This is a genomic window from Asanoa ferruginea, assembly GCF_003387075.1.
GTDB classification, from domain to species: domain Bacteria; phylum Actinomycetota; class Actinomycetes; order Mycobacteriales; family Micromonosporaceae; genus Asanoa; species Asanoa ferruginea.
In genome coordinates this window covers 4,264,962-4,281,461 of sequence record NZ_QUMQ01000001.1, presented here as the reverse complement: position 1 = coordinate 4,281,461, position 16,500 = coordinate 4,264,962, and the positions used below count along the sequence as shown (strand labels likewise).

The 16,500-nt window shown below is 72.2% G+C and carries 17 protein-coding genes; 6 read left to right on the top strand and 11 right to left on the bottom strand.

Features of this window, described 5'->3' with window-relative positions; genetic code table 11:
- Positions 1 to 7: 7 nt before the first annotated feature.
- Both DFJ67_RS20090 and dxs read right to left on the bottom strand, forming a co-directional pair.
- Positions 8 to 1,279 carry an outer membrane protein assembly factor BamB family protein gene (locus DFJ67_RS20090; protein WP_116069399.1) on the bottom strand — a complete coding sequence of 424 codons (1,272 nt, stop codon included), beginning with the start codon at positions 1,277 to 1,279 and terminating at the stop codon, positions 8 to 10.
- A gap of 9 nt (positions 1,280 to 1,288) precedes the next feature.
- Positions 1,289 to 3,250 (bottom strand): 1-deoxy-D-xylulose-5-phosphate synthase, encoded by a 1,962-nt coding sequence (dxs, locus tag DFJ67_RS20085; protein ID WP_116076444.1) that lies wholly within the window; start codon positions 3,248 to 3,250, stop codon positions 1,289 to 1,291.
- A 444-nt stretch (positions 3,251 to 3,694) separates the two neighbouring features.
- On the opposite strand from dxs, the gene DFJ67_RS42330 reads away from it, so the two are divergent.
- Positions 3,695 to 3,916 (top strand): hypothetical protein, encoded by a 222-nt coding sequence (locus DFJ67_RS42330; RefSeq protein ID WP_147315553.1) that lies wholly within the window; start codon positions 3,695 to 3,697, stop codon positions 3,914 to 3,916.
- 49 nt (positions 3,917 to 3,965) lie between these two features.
- On the opposite strand, the gene DFJ67_RS20080 is transcribed toward DFJ67_RS42330, so the two are convergent.
- Together DFJ67_RS20080 and DFJ67_RS20075 are read right to left on the bottom strand one after the other, a co-directional pair.
- Positions 3,966 to 5,180 (bottom strand): class I SAM-dependent RNA methyltransferase, encoded by a 1,215-nt coding sequence (locus DFJ67_RS20080; protein ID WP_116069398.1) that lies wholly within the window; start codon positions 5,178 to 5,180, stop codon positions 3,966 to 3,968.
- Positions 5,177 to 7,276 carry an APC family permease gene (locus tag DFJ67_RS20075; protein WP_203783773.1) on the bottom strand — a complete coding sequence of 700 codons (2,100 nt, stop codon included), beginning with the start codon at positions 7,274 to 7,276 and terminating at the stop codon, positions 5,177 to 5,179. Before DFJ67_RS20075 ends, DFJ67_RS20080 begins: the two co-directional genes overlap by 4 nt.
- Before the next feature lie 117 nt (positions 7,277 to 7,393).
- On the opposite strand from DFJ67_RS20075, the gene DFJ67_RS20070 reads away from it, so the two are divergent.
- Positions 7,394 to 8,059 carry a potassium channel family protein gene (locus DFJ67_RS20070; protein WP_116076443.1) on the top strand — a complete coding sequence of 222 codons (666 nt, stop codon included), beginning with the start codon at positions 7,394 to 7,396 and terminating at the stop codon, positions 8,057 to 8,059.
- Positions 8,056 to 8,748, top strand: a complete 693-nt coding sequence (locus DFJ67_RS20065; protein ID WP_203783780.1) for a potassium channel family protein — start codon at positions 8,056 to 8,058, stop codon at positions 8,746 to 8,748. Before DFJ67_RS20070 ends, DFJ67_RS20065 begins: the two co-directional genes overlap by 4 nt.
- On the opposite strand, the gene DFJ67_RS20060 is transcribed toward DFJ67_RS20065, so the two are convergent.
- Positions 8,745 to 9,620, bottom strand: coding sequence for a LysR family transcriptional regulator (locus DFJ67_RS20060; RefSeq protein ID WP_116069395.1), 876 nt, complete (start codon positions 9,618 to 9,620; stop codon positions 8,745 to 8,747). The two genes, DFJ67_RS20065 and DFJ67_RS20060, sit on opposite strands and share 4 nt — an antisense overlap.
- A 97-nt stretch (positions 9,621 to 9,717) precedes the next feature.
- Between DFJ67_RS20060 and DFJ67_RS20055 the strand changes: the two genes are divergently transcribed.
- Positions 9,718 to 11,259 (top strand): MFS transporter, encoded by a 1,542-nt coding sequence (locus tag DFJ67_RS20055; protein ID WP_239097294.1) that lies wholly within the window; start codon positions 9,718 to 9,720, stop codon positions 11,257 to 11,259.
- Here the strand turns inward: DFJ67_RS20055 and DFJ67_RS20050 are convergent.
- The 4 genes from DFJ67_RS20050 to dut all read right to left on the bottom strand — a co-directional run bounded on the left by DFJ67_RS20050 (position 11,219) and on the right by dut (position 13,617).
- Positions 11,219 to 11,902, bottom strand: a complete 684-nt coding sequence (locus DFJ67_RS20050; RefSeq protein WP_116069394.1) for a DUF3159 domain-containing protein — start codon at positions 11,900 to 11,902, stop codon at positions 11,219 to 11,221. The two genes, DFJ67_RS20055 and DFJ67_RS20050, sit on opposite strands and share 41 nt — an antisense overlap.
- A complete protein-coding gene (locus tag DFJ67_RS20045) occupies positions 11,899 to 12,279 on the bottom strand; it encodes an OB-fold nucleic acid binding domain-containing protein (RefSeq protein WP_116069393.1) in 381 nt (126 codons plus the stop codon). Before DFJ67_RS20045 ends, DFJ67_RS20050 begins: the two co-directional genes overlap by 4 nt.
- Before the next feature lie 121 nt (positions 12,280 to 12,400).
- Positions 12,401 to 13,141, bottom strand: a complete 741-nt coding sequence (locus DFJ67_RS20040) for a DUF3710 domain-containing protein (RefSeq protein ID WP_409362939.1) — start codon at positions 13,139 to 13,141, stop codon at positions 12,401 to 12,403.
- The gene (gene dut, locus DFJ67_RS20035; RefSeq protein WP_116069391.1) at positions 13,141 to 13,617 is read right to left on the bottom strand and encodes a dUTP diphosphatase; all 477 of its coding nucleotides are present in this window, start codon (positions 13,615 to 13,617) and stop codon (positions 13,141 to 13,143) included. Before dut ends, DFJ67_RS20040 begins: the two co-directional genes overlap by 1 nt.
- 90 nt (positions 13,618 to 13,707) lie before the next feature.
- Between dut and DFJ67_RS20030 the strand changes: the two genes are divergently transcribed.
- Positions 13,708 to 14,163, top strand: a complete 456-nt coding sequence (locus DFJ67_RS20030; RefSeq protein ID WP_308442544.1) for a DUF3093 domain-containing protein — start codon at positions 13,708 to 13,710, stop codon at positions 14,161 to 14,163.
- Here DFJ67_RS20030 and DFJ67_RS20025 read toward each other — a convergent pair.
- Positions 14,141 to 14,974 carry a hypothetical protein gene (locus tag DFJ67_RS20025; RefSeq protein ID WP_116069389.1) on the bottom strand — a complete coding sequence of 278 codons (834 nt, stop codon included), beginning with the start codon at positions 14,972 to 14,974 and terminating at the stop codon, positions 14,141 to 14,143. The genes DFJ67_RS20030 and DFJ67_RS20025 overlap by 23 nt on opposite strands.
- A gap of 118 nt (positions 14,975 to 15,092) precedes the next feature.
- Positions 15,093 to 15,389 (bottom strand): DUF4193 domain-containing protein, encoded by a 297-nt coding sequence (locus tag DFJ67_RS20020; protein WP_116069388.1) that lies wholly within the window; start codon positions 15,387 to 15,389, stop codon positions 15,093 to 15,095.
- Between the two features lie 401 nt (positions 15,390 to 15,790).
- Between DFJ67_RS20020 and DFJ67_RS20015 the strand changes: the two genes are divergently transcribed.
- A complete protein-coding gene (locus tag DFJ67_RS20015; protein ID WP_308442545.1) occupies positions 15,791 to 16,306 on the top strand; it encodes a LytR C-terminal domain-containing protein in 516 nt (171 codons plus the stop codon).
- Positions 16,307 to 16,500: the final 194 nt, after the last annotated feature.

The window sequence follows — 16,500 nt, the reverse complement described above, 5'->3', positions numbered from 1 at the left end:
CGCGACGTCAGGGATGCGGGAGAGTGAAGATCTCGAGTTGGCGGCCGTCGGCACCGCGACAGACCAGGGCCGTGTCGCCGACCCGGCAGTCGCGGTTGCCGGCTGGCAGGGTGCCGAGCGGCCGCGGCGCCGTGGTGGTGCCGCCGCTGGCCACCGCCACCCGTTCGTCGGGCAGCAACCGGAAGACAAGTTGGTCGTCGCTGCCCCGGACGGGCAGCCAGGGAAGCCCGTCACCGGTCGCGAAGGCCAGCGCACCGTCGTCGAGGTGCAGGGTCCAGATCCCGTCGGGGGTACGACCGCACAGGTTGCCGTCGCAGTCGGCCCAGCGGACGTCACGGGCGCGGTCGGGCCGGCTCCATTCGAGGCCGACGTTGTCGAGGTTGTAGGCGCTGAGCGCGACCCGCTGGCCCTCCCGGCCGTCGGGGTGGCGGAGCACGAAGCCGTCGTCGATCAGCCGCGGGTTGTCGGGCGCGTAGTCGGCCGGCGGCAACATGCCGGTGCCGCGCAACGCGCCGGTGGTCAGGTCGTGGACCTGGACCTGGCCGGAGTCGAGAACGAACACGGCCAGCGCCGGGTCGCCGGCGACCGCGTGCACCACGGCCGTCGAGGGCACCCGCTGGTGCCAGAGCGTGCGGCCGGTGGCCAGGTCGATCGAGTCGATCCGCCCGGCCACCCGGCTGCCGGCGCTGCTGGCGCTGCGCACCTCGTCGACGGCGAGCCCGGCACCGGCGCCGGGCACGGTCAGCACGGCGTCGTCGCGGCTCCAGCGCACCGCGCCGGTGGCGGCGTCGATCGCGGTCGTGCCGGTCTGCCGGCGGATCGAGTCGCGGGAGGCCACCAGCACCAGATCGCCGAGGCGGGTGGCGGACTGGGACATCGCCGTGGGCAACTGGACCCGCCAGCGCTCGGTGCCGCTCGGCAGGTCGTACCCCCGCAACAGGCTCTGGCCCGTGTCGGCGTCGCCGCCGGCCGTGCCACCGTCACCAGCGGCGGTCGCCGCGCCGGCCGTGCCGGGTGGCGCCGGGTCGGCGACGATCAGGAGGTCGCCCGCGACCGAGACGCTGGACGCGGGCTCGACCCGAACGCTCGCGGTGGGCCGGAACGGCGGGCTCGCGGTGGCGGCGCCGCCGCAGACCAGCAGCAGCACGGCAGCCGCACCGGCCAGCCGCCAGCGCCGCGAACCGCGGCGGTGGCCGGCGTCGGGGCGCTGGTCTTCGTCGACCGACCCATGGGCAGTGCCGAGGTCGATCACCACCCAGTCGCCCGGCCGCTCGGCCATGGTGCCGGCCTAACGACCCTTGGTCTGTGGTGCCGGCGCGGCCGCTTCGGCGCCGAGTGACTCGGTGGAGGACGCCGCCTCGTCGAGGCGGGACACCCAGCCGGTCACCTCGCGGGCCACGTCCTGCGCGGTGAGGCCGAGGTCGGCCAGGATCTGGGCGCGGTTGCCGTGCGGGTGCCACTCGTTGGGCACGCCGAGGTCCTTCAGCGGCACCCGGACGTCGGCGTCGCGCAGGGCCTTGGCCAGGGCGTCGCCGACGCCGCCGGTGCGCACGCCGTCTTCGACGGTGACCACGAGGCGGTGTGCGGCGGCGAGCGTGACGAGCTCGGCCGGCACCGGGCGGACCCAGCGCGGGTCGACGACGGTCACGCCGTAGCCCTGCTCGCCGAGCCGCGTCGCGACCTCGATGCCGAGGTGGCCGAACGCGCCGATCGCGACGAGCAGCACGTCTTTCTGCCGGCCCTCGGTGAGCACGTCGACCGGGCCGACCCGGCGGACGGCCGGCAGGTCGGCGGCGACGGAGCCGGTCGGGAAGCGGACGATGGTCGGCCCGTCGTCGACGGCGATCGCCTCGCGCAGCTCTTCGCGCAGCGTGGCCGAGTCGCGGGGCGCGGCGATGCGCATCCCCGGCACGACACCGAAGACCGACATGTCCCAGATGCCGTAGTGGCTCGGCCCGTCGGGACCGGTAACGCCGGCCCGGTCGAGCACGAACGTCACCGGCAGCTTGTGCATGGCGACGTCGAGCAGCACCTGGTCGAAGGCCCGGTTGAGGAACGTGGCGTAGACCGCGACCACGGGGTGCAGGCCGCCCATCGCGAGACCGGCCGCGGAGGTCGCGGCGTGCTGCTCGGCGATGCCCACGTCGTAGACCCGGTCGGGGTGCTTGCGGGCCAGGGTGGCGATGCCGGTCGGCTCGGACATCGCGGCGGTGATGCCCACGATGTCGGGCCGCTCGTCGGCGATCGCGACCAGCTCGTCGGCGAAGACGTGGGTCCACTTGACGCTCGGCGCGGCCAGCAGCTTCCCGGTCTCGACGTCGAAGGCGCTGCTCGGGCCGTGCAGGCGGTCGGCGTCGTCTTCCTCGGCGGGACGGTAGCCGTAGCCCTTGCGGGTCACCGCGTGCACGATCACCGGGCCGCGGAAGTTCTTGGCGCGGCGCAGGGCCGACTCCACGGCGGCGATGTCGTGGCCGTCGACCGGCCCGACGTATTTGATGCCGAGATCCTCGAACATGGCCTGCGGCGCCACGGCATCCTTGATGCCCTTCTTCACCGCGTGCAAAACCTCGTAGAGCGGCTTGCCGACCAGCGGCGTCGAACCGAGCGACTCCTTGACCAGGTCGAGCACCTTCTCGTAGCCCGGGTTGAGCCGCAGCGAGGAGAGGTGGTCGGCGAGGCCGCCGATCGTCGGCGCGTAGGAGCGCTGGTTGTCGTTGACGACGATGACCAGCGGGTTGCGCGCCGTGGCGATGTTGTTGAGCGCCTCCCAGCACATGCCGCCGGTCAGCGCGCCGTCGCCGACGACCGCGACGACGCTGCGGTTTTCCCGGCGCAGCGCGTAGGCCTTGGCGATGCCGTCGGCGTAGCTCAGCGCGGTCGAGGCGTGCGAGTTTTCGATGAGGTCGTGCTCGCTCTCGGCGCGGCTCGGGTAGCCCGACAGCCCGCCCCGCTGGCGGAGCTGGTCGAAGCCGGCCTGCCGACCCGTCACGATCTTGTGCACGTAGCTCTGGTGGCCGGTGTCGAACAGGAAACGGTCGCGCGGCGAGTCGAAGACCCGGTGCATCGCCAGCGTCAACTCGACGACGCCGAGGTTGGGGCCGAGGTGCCCGCCGGTGCGCGAAACCTTCGCGACGAGGAAGTCACGGATCTCCGCGGACAGCAGGACAAGCTCTTCGGCAGAGAGCCGTTTGAGGTCCTGCGGGCCGCGGATGGCGGACAACAGACTGGCCCGACCCTCTTCAACGCTCATGACCGGCAAGTGTATCTGCGCACGCACCTGGCGCACCCCGATCCGAGATCGTCTTCACCGAATCTCCCTTTCCGCACAGCGTGGAGTGCCCTTCCCGATCACGCTGGGTAGCCGGTGTGGACGGTGCGCGCCTGGCCGGGCGCACTGCGTGACGGCGGCACTCCCGTACACGGGACCATCGGCGCGTCGGCGGGGCAGCCCCGACCGATTGGGCGATCGGGTGGCCCGATCGGACAAGTCTTACTGACGGGACCGGGACAGTTTTTTCGGAGCCTAGGCCGTCACCCGTCCCGGCCGGATCTTCAAAACCGCAAGCTATGGCCATGATCGATGGCTGCAACGGAGATCGATAACGATCCCGAACCACCCGAGTGATAAATAGGACACAAGCGTGAAGAGACGTACGATGGGCGCAGAGTCTCCCTCCCCAAAAGGTATGCCCACATGTCAGGTTCCTCGCGCGTTACCGGTAAGTACGCCGCTGGGCAACTGATAGCGCTGATCGTCGTGGCGGTCATCGCGCTGCCGTTGCTCCCGCTGATCCTGCTGGTCATCGGCTGGATCCGACTCCGTGACCGGCGCGTCGCCTCCCGCGCGGCCAGCCGCGAAAAGGAGGGCAGCATCGTCACTTCACCCAACCGAAGAGTCCCCGCGCCGCAACGATGACCCCCGATCGGCCGTCATTTCCGAAAACTAAGCCGAAAATAAATCCGGCTCACGATTCGGGTAGCAGCAATCCAACGCACTCGAGATGGTGCGTCATCGGAAAACAGTCGTATCCACGCAGTTCCGCGAGGCGCCAACCCTGCTCACGGAACGTGCGCACATCGCGGGCGAACGAGGCCGGATCGCACGCGACATAGCCGACCGCGCGAGCACCTGACTTGGTGAGCGCGTCGACCACCTTCGCGCCCGCGCCCGTGCGCGGCGGGTCGAGCACCACGACGTCGACCGGGCCGGTGACCCGGCGGCGGGCCAACGCGGTCTCCACCCGGGCCGGCACGACCTCGACCCAGGGCAGGTCGGCCAGGTTGTCGCGGGCCGCCGCGACGCCGTCGGGCGCCGACTCGACCAGCGTCACCCGACCGTCCGGGCCGACCCGGGTCGCGAGCGCCGCGGCGAACAGTCCCGCGCCGCCGTAAAGGTCCCAGGCGCGTTCGCCGGCCCGCGGCGCCACCAGGTCGAGCACCGCGCCGACCAGCGTCTCCGCGGCCGCCGGGTGCACCTGCCAGAACGTCTCCGCGCCGATCGTCCACGTGCGACCGAGCGCTTCTTCCCGCACCGTCGGCGCCTCGGCGCCGGGCAGTGCCATGGTCTCGACATCGCCGGCCGACGTGGCCACGGTCGCCACCGCGTCGGCACCCGGCCAGAGCCGGTCGAGCACCGGCAGCGCCTGGATGGCCGGGTGGGCGATCAGGCAACGGTCGATCGGCACGACCTCGTGCGAACGGTGCTTGAGCAGCCCGGCACGGTCGGCCGCGTCGACGGCGTAACGGACCCGGGTGCGCCAGCCGGTGCCGGTCGGGTCGCCGGGCAGCGCGGCTACCCGCACGTCGAGCGCGTTGACCTCGGCGTCGGACAGGCGGCCCAGGCGGGTGAGCTGCTCGCGCAGAATCGCGGTCTTCCAGTCGCGCTGCGCGCCGGGAGCCACGTGCTGGAGGTCGCAGCCGCCGCACCGGCCGGGACCGGCATAGGGGCAGGGCGGCGCGACCCGGTCCGGCGACGCGTCGAGGATCTCCACGGCGTCGGCCCGCAGGTAGCCACCGTGCACCTCGGTGACCACGGCGGTGACCCGCTCGCCGGGCAGCGCGTGCCGGACGAAGACGACCTGGCCGTCGAGCCGGGCGACGCAGTGCCCGCCGTGTGCCGGGGCACCGACGGTGAGCGTGACCCGCTCCTCCTCGGCGACCGCGGGACTCTCCGGCGTCACGACCGGTCCGCCGGTGCCGGCACGCCGTCGTCCGGCGCCTGCGTGGCGGGTTCCGCGGGCGTCGCGCTGTCGGCCGGCGGCAGGCCAGAGGCGTCGAGCTTGACCGTTCCCCGGGTACGCGGACCGCGCGCCGGACCCCGGATCAGCGTCGCGTCCATCCGGTCGAGGTCGCGGGTCTGGCTCGACGCGAGCTGCCACGGCACGCTGGTCACCATCACGCCGGGCTCGAACAGCAGCCGGCCCTTGAGCCGCAGGGCGCTCTGGTTGTGCAGGATGTTCTCCCACCAGTGGCCGACGACGTACTCGGGGATGAAGACGGTGACCACGTCGCGCGGCGAGTCGGTGCGGACCCGCTTGACGAAGTCGATGATCGGCCGGGTGATCTCCCGGTAGGGCGAGTCGATGACGGTCAGCGGCACCGGCACCTGGCGGCGTTCCCACTCCGCCTGCACCACTCGGGTGTCCTTGTCGTCGACGTTGACGGTCACCGCCGTCAGCGTGTCCGGCCGGGTCGCCTGCGCGTAGGCCACCGCCCGCAGGGTCGGCAGGTGGACCTTGGAGACCAGCACCACGGCGTGGTTGCGGGCCGGCAGCATCGGCCGCCCCTCGGCCGGCTCCAGCTCGGCCGCGACGCGGTCGTAGTGCTTGCGGATGGCCAGCATGACCACGTAGATCACCAGCATCGCCGCGATCGCGATCCAGGCGCCGAGCAGGAACTTGGTGATCAGCACGATGATCAGGACGGTGCCGGTGAGGAACGCGCCGAAGGTGTTGATCGCGCGGGCCCGGTGCATCCGGCGCCGCGCCTCGGGATCTCGTTCCCGGGGCAGCAGCCGGTTCCAGTGCCGGATCATGCCGGCCTGCGACAGCGTGAACGACACGAACACGCCCACGATGTAGAGCTGGATCAGCCGGGTGACCTCGGCCTGGAACGCGACGATCAGCACGCTCGCGCTGACTGCCAGGAAGATGATGCCGTTGGAGAACGCCAGCCGGTCGCCGCGGGTGTGCAGTTGGCGGGGCAGGTAGCGGTCCTGGGCCAGGATCGAGCCGAGCACCGGGAAGCCGTTGAACGCGGTGTTGGCGGCCAGGAACAGGATCAGCGCCGTGGCACCGGCCACCACGTAGAGCAGGAACGAGCCGTTGCCGAACACGGTCTCGCCGAGCTGGGTGGTCACCGTCTTCTGCACGTAGTCGCCGGCGCCGCCGATGATCTGCCGGCCCGGATCCTCCATGAACTGGAGGTGGGTCAGCCGCGACAGCCAGACGATGCCGACCAGCATGGTGACCGCCACCACACCGAGCAGCAACAGCGTGGTCGCCGCGTTGCGGCTCTTCGGCGGGCGGAAGGCGGGCACGCCGTTGGAGATCGCCTCGACGCCGGTCAGTGCGGCGGCGCCGGACGAGAACGTTCGCAAGAGCAGGAACACCATCGCGAAGCCGGCCACGTCGTGTTCGGCCGCGATGTGCAGACCGGCGCTGGGTGCCCGCAGGTCGTCACCCATGACGAAGATCCGGAAGAAGCCGGTCAGCAGCATCCCGACGATGATGATCATGAAGCCGTACGTCGGGATGGCGAAGGCCGTGCCGGACTCCCGCAGGCCGCGCAGGTTCATCGCGGTCAGCACCACGACGGCACAGACCGCGACACCGATCTTGTGTTCGGCGACCCAGGGCACCACGGAACCGAGGTTGGCCACGCCGGAGGAGACCGAGACGGCGACCGTCAGCACATAGTCGACCAGCAGTGCGCTGGCCACCCCGACGCCGAACTTCGGACCCAGGTTGACGGTCGCGACCTCGTAGTCGCCGCCGCCGGACGGGTAGGCGTGCACGTTCTGCCGGTAGCTGGCGACCACGGTCAGCATGACCACGACGACGGCGAGGGCGACCCAGGGCGACTTGGTGTAGGCCGCGGCACCGGCGATCGACAGCGTCAGCAGGATCTCGTCGGGTGCGTAGGCGACGCTGGACAGCGCGTCCGAGGCGAAGACCGGCAGGGCGATGCGCTTGGGCAGCAACGTGTGCTGCAGCCGGTCGGACCGGAACGGTCGGCCGAGCAGCAGTCGCTTCATCACCGAGGTGGGGCGGGCCACAACGGGTAAGGGTACGGCGGCCGGATGGGTCCTGGCGCGCGGTGGGCGATCACCTGAGATCTCCTGTCAAGGGGTACGGTCAATCGGCCGCAATCCGCCGTGGAAGGGGTGTCACCGGTGCACGTCGTGATCATGGGATGTGGTCGCGTCGGCTCGACGCTCGCGCACACTCTCGAAGACCGCGGCCATTCGGTGGCCGTCATCGACCAGGAGGCCGACGCGTTCCGCCGGCTGGGCCCGGAATTCGGCGGGATCACGGTCGCGGGGGTCGGTTTCGACCGCGATGTCCTGCGGGAAGCCGGCATCGAGCGGGCCGACGCGTTCGCTGCCGTCTCCAGCGGTGACAATTCCAACATCATTTCGGCCCGGCTGGCCCGCGAGACGTTCGGCGTCACCCGGGTCGCCGCCCGGATCTACGACCAGAAGCGCGCCGAGGTCTACGAGCGGCTCGGCATCCCGACGGTGGCCACGGTCCGGTGGACCGCCGACCGGATGCTCCGCCACCTCATCCCCGAGGGGCACGTCGAGATCTTCCGTGACCCGACCAGCACCGTCTCGATCATCGAGGTGCCGGCACACAAAGACTGGATCGGCCGCTCCCTGCGCGCCCTGGAAGACGCGGTCGGCGCCCGCACCGCCTACCTGATGCGATTCGGCATCGGCACGCTGCCCACGGCATCGACCGTGATCCAGGAGGGTGACCAGCTCTTCATGCTGGTCACCGACGACATCGCCACATCGGTGACCGAGGTCGCCGGCTCCGCGCCGGAAGGGGGGCACTGACCATGCGGGTCGCCATCGCCGGAGCAGGCAACGTGGGTCGCTCGATCGCCGCCGAACTGGTCGGCAACGGCCACGAGGTGATGCTGATCGAACGCTCGCCGCGGATGCTGCGGCCCGAACGCGTGCCGGCCGCCGAGTGGATCCTGGCCGACGCCTGCGAGCTGGCCAGCCTCGAAGAGTCCAACGTCGCGAGCTGCGACGTCGTGGTCGCCGCCACCGGTGACGACAAGGTCAACCTGGTGGTGTCGCTGCTCGCGAAGACCGAGTTCGCGGTGCCGCGGGTGGTCGCCAGGGTCAACCGCGCCGAAAACGAGTGGCTGTTCACCGAGCAGTGGGGCGTCGACGTGGCGGTCAGCAAGCCACGCCTGATGGCCGCGCTGGTCGAAGAGGCGGTGACGGTCGGCGACCTGGTCCGGCTGATGACGTTCCGGCAGGGAGAGGCCAACCTCGTGGAGATCACGCTGCCACCGACGGCGCCCTACGTAGGCCTGCCGGTCCGCAACGTGCCGCTCCCCCGCGACTCGGCCCTGGTCGCGATCCTGCGCGGCCGCCGGGTCCTGGTGCCGACCCCCGACGACCCGCTGGAGGCCGGCGACGAGCTCATCTTCGTCTGCACGGCCGAGGTCGAAGACGCCGTCCGCGCGGTGATCCTGGGCCCGGACGCCGCCGACCGCCGCGCGTTGCGCTAGCTGGCCGCCGCGTAAAGGACATCGCGCAGGCCGGGAAGCCGCTCCCGGTCGGCGCGCCAGACCAGGCGCAGGCTCAGCTCCGGCAGCGGCAGGCCGAGCCGCACCAGCCGGCCGGCCCGCAGGCTCTCGTCGACCGCGAACGCGGGCAGCAGCGAGATGCCGAGCCCCTGTTCCGCCCAGGCCCGCATCACCGGGACGCCGCCGACCCGGACGCGTTCCGGCCCGGCGCCCAGGATCCGCTCCCCCGCCATCCAGAACGAGCACTCCGGCACGTTGACCAGCAGCCGCTCGGCGGCGAGGTCGGCCGGGGTCAGCGCTTCGCCGGCCAGCGCGTGGTGCGGCGCCGCCACCAGGGCGAGCGGCACGTCTTCGAGGTCGACGAACGCGAGCGGCTCGGCCGGTGCCGGGAAGCCCAGCCCGCCGAGGCCGGCGCCGGAGTCCAGCAGCAGGGCCGCGTCGAGCCGCTCGGCGACCAGGTCGGCCAGGAGTTGGGCCCGGTTGCGGTCGGCGTGCGGCTCGACGGCGAGATCCGGCCGGCGGGCGGCCAGCCGGGCGACGACCCCCGGCACGTGCGAGCCGACCAGGGTCTCCAGCGCACCTAGCCGTAGGCGTTGGCGCTCACCGCGTACGTCGAGCCGGGCCTGCTCGGCCTGGTCGAGCAGCGTGCGGGCCCAACCGCGGAGCCGGAGGCCGGCGGGCGTCGGCGTCATGCCCTTGGGGCCGCGCTCGAACAGCGCCACGCCCAGCCCCGCCTCGAGGGTCCGCAGTTGCTGGGAGACCGACGAGGGCGCGCGGCCGAGGGCGACCGCGGCGTCGGTCACGGTGCGGTGCCGCAGGACGGCCTCGAACGTTCGCAGGTGCTGGAGTTCCACGTGCGGAACGAAGGCCGGCGGGCATGCGGAAATTCCGAACGCGGCGTACGGCTGCCGAGGTGGAGCGGCCGGTGTGCCGGATCGCACTGTTGCCGGCGTGCGCAAACTCCCACTGGCCGGCATCTCGCTCGGCTATTTCATGGTGCTGCTGGACATGACCGTGCTGTCGGTCGCCGAGCCCGACCTGGCGAGGTCGCTCGGCGCCTCGATCGCCGGGCTGCAATGGGCGACCACCGGCTACACGGTGGCATTCGCGGCGCTGCTGCTGTCGGCGGGCGCCGCCGCTGACCGCTACGGCGCCGACCGGCTGTTCCGGGCCGGCATCGCCGGCTTCACGCTCGCGTCCCTGCTCAGCGCCGGCGCGCCGGACCTCGCGACGCTGGTGGCCCTGCGGGCGGTCGCCGGTGTCGCGGCCGCGGCGTGCGTACCCGCGTCGCTGGCTCTGATCGCAAGGCTCTACCCGCGGCCCGCCGAGCGGGCCCGTGCGGTCGCGACGTGGGCCGCGATCAGCGGCGCGGCCGTGGCGGCCGGCCCGATCGCCGGCGGCGCGCTGGTCGACGCCGCCGGCTGGCGGTCGGTCTTCCTGGTCAACGTCCCGATCGGCCTGGTCGTGCTGGCACTGGTCCGCGGCGCGGCGTTGCGCGGCCCGCGCGGCGACCGGCGGATCGACTGGCCGGCCCAACTGGCCGGGGTGGCGGTGCTGGCCCTGCTCACCGACACGGTCATCGCCGCCGGGGCACCCGCCTGGCGGCACGCGGCATGGTCGGCGGCCGCGCTCGCGACCGCGCTAGTGATCTTCACGACCCTGGAGCGGCGCAGCGGAGCGCCGGTGCTCAACCGCGCGCTGCTCGGCTCGGCCGGCGTTCGGGCCGGCCTCCTGGTCGGCGGGGCGGCAAACTTCGCCCTGGCCGGCGCGTTGTTCGTGCTGCCGCTGCTGCTCCAGCAGGATCGCCACCTGAGCCCGCTGGCGACCGGCCTGGCATTCCTGCCACTGACCGTGCCGTTCGCGGCCAACCCGCCGGTCACCGCCCGGCTGGTGGCCCGCTTCGGCCCGCGCCCACCGATCCTGGCGGGCCTGGCCCTGCTGACCACCGGCGGCGCGCTGCTGGCCGGCACAGTCTTCACCGGCGGCGGCTACCCGTGGCTGGCGGTCGGCCTGCTGCTCGCCGGGTTCGGGCTCTCGCTGGTATTGCCGGCGCTGGTCACCGCCGTGGTCGGCAGCGCACCACCGGACGCGGCCGGCGCAGCCGGTGGGCTGCTGGGCGCCGTGCGCCAGGTCGGCGCCACGCTCGGCGTGGCCGCGACGGGCGCGCTGGTCGGTACGGGCGCCGGATGGGCGCTGCTATTGCTGCCCGCCTGCGGCGGCCTCGCGTGGCTGGTATTCGGCCGCGCTCCGCGACCCTCGTCGAACGGCGCTCCGCGGCGCCCGTTGAAGGGCGCTCCGCGACCCTCGTCGAGCGGCGCTCCGCGACCCCCGTCGAGCGGCGCTCCGCGACCCTTGTCGAGCAGCGCTACGCGACCCTTGTCGAGCGGCGCTACGCGACCCTTGTCGAGCGGCGCTCCGCGACCGCAATTGAAGGGCGCTCCGGGGCCGCCGGTCAGGCGCTCTCCACGGCCGCCGGTGGGCGGTCGCGGGTGACGCGGCGGACCACGGCGACGGTCAGGAGGGCCAGCAGCACGTAGGGCGGCGTGCCGAGCACCAGTCGGGCTACGCCGAGCAGGTCGTCCTGCTTGTCGTACCAGAGCCAGGCCTGGATGCTGACCTTGACCACCCAGACGATCGCCCAGAGGACCGTCAGCCAGATGAACGTGCGCATCAGCCGGCGGTCTTCGCGCCAATCGGACCGGCCGCCCGCCATGATCACTGACCAACCCCAGCCGACCAGCGGCTGCCGGACCAGCGCCGATATCACCAGCGCGGCGGCGAAGACGTAGCTCTGGATGATGCCGGGCAGGTAGAAGTCGCGGGCCTCGCCGGTGCGCCAGGCGATCAGCGCGCCCAGGCCGATGCCGAACAGGCCGTTGACGGCGTGCCGGATGGGCCGCTTCTGCGCCAGCCGGATCCCGCCGATGACCAGCGCGACACCGATCGAGGCGATCAGCGCGGGGTTGAGCTCCCAGACGATGTTGACGACCACGAAGACCAGCACCGGGATGCTGGACTCGACCAGGCCCCGCCAGCCGCCGAGCTGCTGCGCCACCATCTCCCCGAAGGGAGGCAGCGGCTCCTCGCCGTCGGGGTCACGGGTGGACTCGTCGGCGGCGCGGGGCGAAGAGGTCATCTGGTGGCTTCCAGCTCGTAGTACGGGTTGTAGATGACTTTACGGTCATCCCGGACCGCTACGCGACCGCGCGCGGTCAGTTGTCGCCCGGGCTCGATCCCCGCGATGTGCCGTCGCCCCAGCCACACCAGCGTCACCACGTCACTGCCGTCGTAAAGATCGGCCTCGAGCGTGGGGAGGTTGGTGCGTGGGGTGTAGACGACGGTCTTGAGGCGCCCGGTCAGCGCGACGAGCTGGCCCCGCATGCAGAGCCCGGCCGGCATGCAGCCGGACTTCGCGCTCTCCCGCTGGAGGCTCTCGGCTTCGAGCGTCTCTTCGTCAGCCGTCAGTCGCTGAAGAAAGCGCCGCAGCGACGTGCGGCTCTGGTCGATGGCCATGACCTTCGGCTTCACTCTCCTCGACGCCCCGGCCGGGCGCACGCCCCTTTCAGCGTACGCGTGACGGCGGTCACCCACCTCCCCGCGGCGGGCGGGAATACGCGGCGGGCGCGATCGACGCTCAGCGTGGTCGTGGCGACGGGCGGCGGCGGGGCGACGGGCCCGCACCGGGCCCAGAGCCGGAGCCGTTGGTGGGTGGCGCGACGGGCGGCGCCGCGGCTTCCGCCTGCTGCTGCTGGACCTGCTCGCTGGCGTCCTTGGGCAGCCGCAGCGGCAGCGGCTCGCGGACCGGCTTGGCCTCCTGGCCACGGTCGACCACGATGCCGTGCAGGCACTCGACCAGCACGCCGGCCCGCGACGGGTCGGTCGCGGCCGGGCCTTGGAAGACACCGCGGACCATCCAGCGGGGCCCGTCGATGCCGAGGAAGCGCAGGTCGGTCAGGCCGTCGGCGGTGCGCACCCGGGCCCGCAACTCGACGCCGTATTCGCCCTCGGTCTCCTCGGCGGCGACACCCTCGCTGAACAGCGACTTGCGGATCTCGTCGCGCACGTCCTGCCAGATGCCCTCGGAGCGGGGCGCGGCGAACACACCGATCTGGAGCGCGTTGTCGCCGTTGACCAGCACCACCTGCTGCACGGCACCGTCGGGGTTGGCCTGCACCCGGATCTCGATGTCGGGCAGCACCGGAATCTGGAGGCTGCCCAGGTCGAGCCGCTCCACACCGGACGGTGCCGCGGAGATGTCGTAGGGGCCGTCCGACCGGGCCGGCGGGGGCACCTGCGCCTTGCCCCGGGCCGGTCGCTCGGACCGGTCGCCGCGGTCACCGCGGGCGTGCCGCCCGGATCCGCCTCGCGAGAACATCAGTCCGCCTGCCTTTCCGAAGATGCCGCCACTCCGCCGGTCGAACCGTGCCCGCCTGATCCGCGCACGGAGCCGGGAAGTGCCTCGACGACGTGGAAGTGTGCCCGCTCGACGCGCTGCACGACAAGTTGCGCGATGCGGTCGCCCCGGGAGATCTTCGCGGGCGCCACGGGGTCGTGGTTGACCAGGTTCACCAGGATCTCACCGCGGTAGCCGGCATCGACCGTGCCGGGTGCGTTGAGCACCGTCACGCCCATCCGGTTGGCGAGCCCGGAGCGGGGGTGCACCAGGCCGACGAAACCCTCGGGCAGCGCGATCGCGACGCCGGTCGGCACCAGCGCGCGGCCACCGGGCGGGATCTCCACGTCGGCGGCTGCCGACAGGTCGGCACCCGCGTCACCGGGATGGGCGTACGACGGAAGCGGAAGGTCCGGGTCGAGCTGGCGCACGGCCACCCGGACGGCGGCGTCGGTCACGGTGTCAGCTTTCTGTCTGGGTCCGCGCGGGCGCGGTCCCTCCTATCCTGCCGGGTGCCGAGGGTACGGCGCGCCGTACCCTCGGACATCGTGGCTACCGATGACTACGCCGAGCGGTTACGGCTTCCCTGGTGGCTGTGGCTGTGCGGGTTGGCCGTCGCGACGTTGCTCGCGATCGAGCTGTGGATGGGCGCCGGCGGCGTCCGGGCCTGGCTCCCGTTCGTGGTGCTGATCCCGCTCGCCCTGGTCGGCCTCTGGAAGGCCGGCCGGATCCGGGTCGCGGTCGACGGCGGCGAGCTGCGCGTCGACGACGCGCACATCCCGCTGGAGTTCGTCACGGACGCCGTGCCGCTGGACGCCGCCGGCAAGCGCGAGCTGCTCGGCGTCGGCAGTCATGAGCTGGCGTTCGTGGTGCAGCGGCCCTGGGTGGGCGGCGCGGTGCAGGTGGTCATCGACGATCCGGCCGACCCGACCCCCTATTGGGTGATCAGCTCGCACGACCCGGTGCGGCTGGCCGCGGCGATCAGCGGGACTCGCCCTCGATGATCTTCCGCTGACGCTTGCGGAGGTCGTCGATCACCTGGTCGCCCAGCGACTTGGTCGCCCGCCGGTTGAGATAGCTGGCCACCGCCGCGCCCGTCAGGAACGGGCCCAGGGTGGTCAGGTTGCGACCGACCCGGCGCAGCAGGCGGTCGCGCATCTCCCTGCGGGCGGCGGTGCTGAGCACGGCGCCGATGCCCACGCCGGGCACCATCGGGTTGACCCCGCGCTGCTGCGACCAGGCCATCACCAGCGGGATGGCGCGTTGTGCACCAACGCCCGGCACCGGCTGGCCGAACACCTCGTGCAGCTCGCCGATCAGCTTGATCTCGATGGCCACCACGGTGACCGTCTCGGCTGCCAGCAGCACCGGCGCGGTGAGCAGGGTGGGCGTCGCGGCCCATTCGATCGACGCGATGCCGCCGCCGGCCGCGCCCACCCCGGCCGTGGCCCGGGTGGCGTTGCGGACGAGGCGCTCGGCGAGCCGGTCGTCGTCGAGGCCAGGATGGTGCTTGCGGAGTGTCTCGATGTCACGGACCGGCACGTAGGGCGCGATGTCGCCGACGGCGTCGGCGATCCACTTGAGAGCGGCGCGGGGCTTGAACAGGTCGCCCACCCCGCGGGCGCGGACCTGGCCGATCAGGCGGCCGAGCAGCCTGTTGCGCTGCCCGGGCTCGAGATCTTCAGCGGTCAGCCGGGCGACGGTGTCGCCCAGCTCGGAGTTGGTCGGTGGATGGTCGGCGGGGGGCTGCGCGGCCCCGGACGATTCCGGACCGGCGGGGTCCGGCTCGTCCGCGGACCGGTCGGCGTGGCTCATCTATGCCCTCCAGCTCGTGCCGTCATTCACGAGTCAAGCAGGTCTGGGCCACGGCCGCAGGTCGAAGTCGGCGGCGGCGACCCGGTCGGGCCGCCGCCCTGGGCTCATCGATCGCCGGTCAGGCACATTCCCGGCAGATCAGGTCGCCATTTCGCTCGAACGCGAGTTGGCTGCGGTGGTGGACAAGGAAACAGCGCGCGCAGCGGAACTCGTCCTGCTGCATCGGCAGCACCTTGACCGTCAGCTCTTCGTCGGCAAGGTCGGCGCCCGGCAGCTCGAAGCTCTCGGCCACTTCGGCCTCGTCGACGTCTACAGCGCCCGACTGTGCGTCGACTCGCCGGGCCTTGAGCTCTTCCAGGCTGTCCTCGCCGAGGTCGACCTCGTCGCGACGCGGGGCGTCGTAGTCGGTGGCCATCGGTCTCACTCTCCCGTATCAATAAGTCGCCTAGGTGTAACGCCAGACGACGGTGTTTCGGTTCCCGGTCGGCCGCGAAACTTCGGGCGCGGGCACGGCGGGCGCCCGCGAGCGCGGTACCTTACCTGCCCCTGCGGGAGGCATGTATACCGCCCTCGTGGCCCACTAGGACGCGATTTGGGCCCAAGTTGTTCCCGATGTGACTCAGGCGACACGAAGATAGGTGTCTGACGCCGTGGATCACGTTCGGCGCGCCGGGGATGTCGCGGGTGTTTCCGCGCGTCGAGCGGACAACCGTTAACCTCGGTCGCAGACCGGGTGACCGTGGCCACGCCGAAAGGCACGCCAACCGTCCACCTCCACCGTCACCTGCACGGGAGCGGGAAATGACCTTTGCCCGAGTGCGAGCACTCGTTGTCGTTAGCGCGCTCGCGGTGCTGGCCGTCGCCTTCGTCGTCTACGCGCTGGTCGACGATTCACAGAAGGGTCGCACCCTCGCGGCCCAGTGCCCAGCGGGTTGGCCGGTCGTCGATCTGACACTTAAAAAGGCCGAAGACATCAAGATCAATGTCTACAACGCGACCGACACGCCCCGGCTCGCCGACAGCGTCGGCAGCGACTTCGCCAACCGCAAGTTCCAGGTGCTGAAGAAGGGCAACTCGAAGACCGCGGTCGACGGCGTTGCCAAGCTGCGCTTCGGCCCCAAGGCGGTCAGCAGCGCACACGTGATCCGGGCCTACTTCCTCGACGAGGCCGACCCGGAATACGACCCCGCCCGCACCGACGACGTGGTCGATGTGCTGATCGGCGACCAGTTCAAGCAGCTCGCCACCTCGACCGAGGTCAACCAGTCACTGGTGGAGCTGGCCGCGGCGGGCGAGCCGAAGCTACCCGCCCAGAGCTGCCCGGCGCCCTAGCCCGGCGTCTTCGGGCCGGCCGAGCCGGCCCGGCCGGAATGCCCGGCGGCCCCGTCGGGCCGCCGGCCCCGCAGGCTCGCCGCCGGCCCAGCAGGCTCGCCGCCGGCCCAGCAGGCTCGCCGCCGGCCCCGCAAGCTCGCCGCCGGCCCAGCAGGCTCGCCGCCGGCCCAGCAGGCTCGAGGCCGGCCGGCTCA

What these genes read in the sequence shown, in the direction of transcription:
- DFJ67_RS20090 (WP_116069399.1), bottom strand. Translation starts at nt 1,279, where the DNA reads ATGGCCGAGCGGCCGGGCGACTGGGTGGTGATCGACCTCGGCACTGCC.
- dxs (WP_116076444.1), bottom strand. Translation starts at nt 3,250, where the DNA reads ATGAGCGTTGAAGAGGGTCGGGCCAGTCTGTTGTCCGCCATCCGCGGC.
- DFJ67_RS42330 (WP_147315553.1), top strand. Translation starts at nt 3,695, where the DNA reads ATGTCAGGTTCCTCGCGCGTTACCGGTAAGTACGCCGCTGGGCAACTG.
- DFJ67_RS20050 (WP_116069394.1), bottom strand. Translation starts at nt 11,902, where the DNA reads ATGACCTCTTCGCCCCGCGCCGCCGACGAGTCCACCCGTGACCCCGAC.
- DFJ67_RS20045 (WP_116069393.1), bottom strand. Translation starts at nt 12,279, where the DNA reads ATGGCCATCGACCAGAGCCGCACGTCGCTGCGGCGCTTTCTTCAGCGA.
- DFJ67_RS20040 (WP_409362939.1), bottom strand. Translation starts at nt 13,141, where the DNA reads ATGTTCTCGCGAGGCGGATCCGGGCGGCACGCCCGCGGTGACCGCGGC.
- DFJ67_RS20025 (WP_116069389.1), bottom strand. Translation starts at nt 14,974, where the DNA reads ATGAGCCACGCCGACCGGTCCGCGGACGAGCCGGACCCCGCCGGTCCG.
- DFJ67_RS20020 (WP_116069388.1), bottom strand. Translation starts at nt 15,389, where the DNA reads ATGGCCACCGACTACGACGCCCCGCGTCGCGACGAGGTCGACCTCGGC.